Origin of the sequence: Paracidovorax sp. MALMAid1276 (assembly GCF_049198005.1) — a bacterium.
GTDB lineage: Bacteria > Pseudomonadota > Gammaproteobacteria > Burkholderiales > Burkholderiaceae_C > Acidovorax.
This window is the reverse complement of sequence record NZ_JBMIRS010000011.1, coordinates 1-3,264: the sequence shown is the minus strand read 5'-3', so window position 1 is coordinate 3,264 and position 3,264 is coordinate 1. Positions and strand designations below refer to the sequence as shown.

General features: G+C 62.8%; 3 protein-coding genes. 1 reads left to right on the top strand and 2 read right to left on the bottom strand.

The window, feature by feature from the left end:
* Positions 1-174 precede the first annotated feature (174 nt).
* Together ACOQFS_RS00125 and ACOQFS_RS00120 are read right to left on the bottom strand one after the other, a co-directional pair.
* A complete protein-coding gene (locus ACOQFS_RS00125) occupies positions 175-1,032 on the bottom strand; it encodes a S1C family serine protease (protein ID WP_421560951.1) in 858 nt (285 codons plus the stop codon).
* A 349-nt stretch (positions 1,033-1,381) separates the two neighbouring features.
* Complete coding sequence (locus tag ACOQFS_RS00120) at positions 1,382-1,603, bottom strand: phage integrase N-terminal SAM-like domain-containing protein (protein WP_421560952.1); 222 nt, start codon at positions 1,601-1,603, stop codon at positions 1,382-1,384.
* A 333-nt stretch (positions 1,604-1,936) separates the two neighbouring features.
* Here ACOQFS_RS00120 and ACOQFS_RS00115 point away from each other — a divergent pair, with 333 nt between their 5' ends.
* Positions 1,937-3,220 (top strand): purine-cytosine permease family protein, encoded by a 1,284-nt coding sequence (locus ACOQFS_RS00115; protein WP_421560950.1) that lies wholly within the window; start codon positions 1,937-1,939, stop codon positions 3,218-3,220.
* Positions 3,221-3,264: the final 44 nt, after the last annotated feature.

The window sequence follows — 3,264 nt, the reverse complement described above, 5'->3', positions numbered from 1 at the left end:
TCCCGCTTGCAACTTGTGGCGACGCGGTGACGCAGATTCCATGTCGGCACGGGACATTGACGATCCCACTCCAGATGCCGGATATACGACTGCAGGTGTTTTACCCTCTGGGCCCCAATCGATCAGGCTCTTGTTGTTGTGGGGGAGTCCATATAGGAAAGTTAGAGCTCATCCTCACGCGCCAGACACGGCCTCGCTCGTCACGTGAATCGTCTGTGTCACGCCTCTTCGAAATATCTGTACTTCAAGCCTGGAGCCAGGCGGTTTGCTTCGGATCAGCTCGAATAGTGAAGGCGCAGACGTAGGCTCCTTTCCCTCCACTGCGAGAACTACGTCACCGACTTGTAGTCCCGCCTTCTGAGCAGGGCCGCTGTCTCGAATGCCAGTCAGGATGACTCCCATCTTGACCGGTAGCCCTATCCTTCGAGAGTCCTCTTCAGACAGTACATTGGCGCTGATGCCAATCGCAGCGCGAGCTACCTGCCCACGGCTCCGCAGTTCGGTAGCGATCCCTAAATACACCTCGATGGGGGTGGCGAACGTGATTGACATGCCCACTCGCTGAACATACTGCTGACTCACCACACCAACGAGCTCGCCCGTTTTCAACCGAATCAGAGGCCCCCCACCCATCCCAGGAAGCACTTGCACCGTTGCCTGAATGAACGAGGCCACACCCATGCCAGCGGACCACGTAGAGCTAACAATGCCATCGGTTACTACCAAAGGGGAGCCTGTCTCGAACGCGGTCCGGCCCAATGCAATGACTCTTTCTCCCAGTGCCAACCCCTGAGGTGCTGTAACCCTCAGGAACGGCACGTTCGTTCGATCGACCTTCAGCAAGGCCAATCCGGTGTGGCGGTCTTGCCCTACGAGGGATGCCTTTATTCTCTCGCCGCTATCCAGCGTGACGATGATGTCGCCGGGAGTTTCGAAAAGGGAAGCGATTGTGAGAATCAGTCCATCTGCTGATACGAGCGTTCCGGCTCCTACGGCGGCGCCCCTGCTCGTAGAAGAATGAGCCGGGTTCATTGAATCTACAGCTGGTTCACGCTGCGCGATGGGCTGCCCCGTGGGCGCAACGGTGATGCCAACAACTGCAGTCCGAAGGTTGGCAACAGCGGTCTCCGCACGCTCTTGGGCGTATACCAAGAAAGGTGCAGTGACACAGAAAGCGCAAACGATATGACGAAGAAAGCTCATGTGTGAGTGGCCGCGTGTCTGCGGAGGCTGTTTGGTTTACGTCAGCCTACTTCCCACGGAGGACTGACTGGCAAGTTGCGGGTGTAGTTTGCCTCAGCTTCTACTGGGGGGATGTACCCGACGAGTTCGAGCGGGTGATGGTGATTGAACCATGACACCCAATCAAGCGCGGCGAACTCTACGGCATCTTTTTGGTCTGGCCATGGAAACGTTGACGTCCTGGCGTGTCTTCACAACACCTTCTCGAACAAAGGTGATGTTCTCGCACCAGGGACTGCGGGTACTCCTGCACTTGCTCAGCGGTGCAATTAGCCGGGGCGCGCCGGTAGCGTCGGGCCATGCGCCGGATGGCCTGCACGTAGGCTTGCTGCAAGCCCTGGGCGACGCCGCGCACCACCATCGCATCGATCATGCGTTGACGTAATTCGGTTATGGCTGCTCTCCTTGGAGGCCCGGGATGATTCTCCCGTCCGAAGGCTGAGCCTTCTGTTGGCCTCGCACCAACTGCTCTGCAGCAGAAATAGAATGTGACCGCATCGCTAGGGGTGTCCTGCACGCCATCAACGTCAGGGCTGAGATCAAACCCTTCGAACCTGTTGCCTGCATCGTTTTGCTTTGCAGGCTTGAGATCATCCTCGCGCAGGGAAGCAAGTCCGTCATGGCGCCGCACCGACCACACCGCTCGGCGCGCACCGGCGGGCCGCCCCTGCTCTGTACTGCTACGGAGCTTTCCATGTCCTCATCCCCCGCCGCGCCCGCTGCCACCAACGAAGCGCTGGCCCCCGTCTCCCCCGACCGCCGTGTCTTCCAGTGGCATGACCACGCCTCGCTCTGGTTCAGCCTGGGCGTGGGCCTGCTGGTGATGCAGGTGGGCGCGTACCTGATGCCCGCGCTGGGAACCAAAGAGGCACTGATCGCCATCGTCGCCGGCTCCATCGTGGGCGCGGGCCTGCTGGGCTGGGTGGCCAAGCTGGGCTGCGACAGCGGCCTGGCCAGCGCGGGGCTGATGCACGCCGTGTATGGCCGCACGTTTGCCAGCCTGCCCATCATCCTCAACATCGTGCAGCTGGTGGGCTGGGGCACGTTCGAGCTGGTGGTGATGCGCGATGCCACCGTGGCCATCGGCCAGCAGTCGGGCGCCATGGCGGGCGCCCATTGGCCCGTGCTGGCCACGCTGCTGTGGGGCGGCGTGGTGATGCTGCTCATCAGCGGCTCCATGGTGCAGTTGGTGCGCAAGGTGATTGCGCGCGTGGCGCTGCCGCTGGTGGTGCTGTCGCTGCTGTGGCTGTCTTGGCAGTTCTTGTCGCTGGCGCAAGCCCAAGGTTTTGAAGCGCTGTGGACGCGCCAGGGCGCGGGTGGCATGGGCGTGCTGCCCGCGCTGGACCTGGTGATCGCCATGCCGATCTCGTGGCTGCCGCTGGTGGCCGACTACGCGCGCCACGGCAAGAGCGGCGGCGCCGCGCTGCGCGGCACCTGGCTGGGCTATGCGCTGGCCAATATGTGGTGCTACAGCCTGGGCGTGCTGGTGGCGCTGACCTTGCCCAGCAAGGACCTGGTGCAGGCGCTGCTGCTGGCGCAGGGCGGGCTGATTGCGCTGTCGCTGATCCTGATCGACGAGGTGGACAACGCCTATGGCGACACGTATTCGGGCGCGGTGTCGGCCCACAGCCTGCTGCCGCGCTTTGGCGTACGCGCCTGGGGGCTGCTGGTGGCCGCTCTGTGCACGGGGCTGGCGCTGGTGCTGCCCATGCACAGTCTGGAGCCGTTCCTGCTGCTGCTGAGCTCGGTGTTCGTTCCGCTGTTTGGCGTGATTCTGGGGCGCCTGGCCTTTGGCACCGATGCGCCCGCGCTGCTGGCGGCGGCCCGCAAGGTGAACGTGGCGCCGGTTGCGATCTGGCTGGCGGGCGTTGCGGTGTACCACCTCGCGCCCAAGCTGCTGCCGGGCGCGGGCTCGGCCTTGCCCGCGCTGGCGTTCAGCTTTGCGCTGGCCTGGGCCACGCGGCCGCGTGGGCAGTGATTGCTATCAAATAGTGAGCTATCAGCGCTTGATGGATAAGCGCT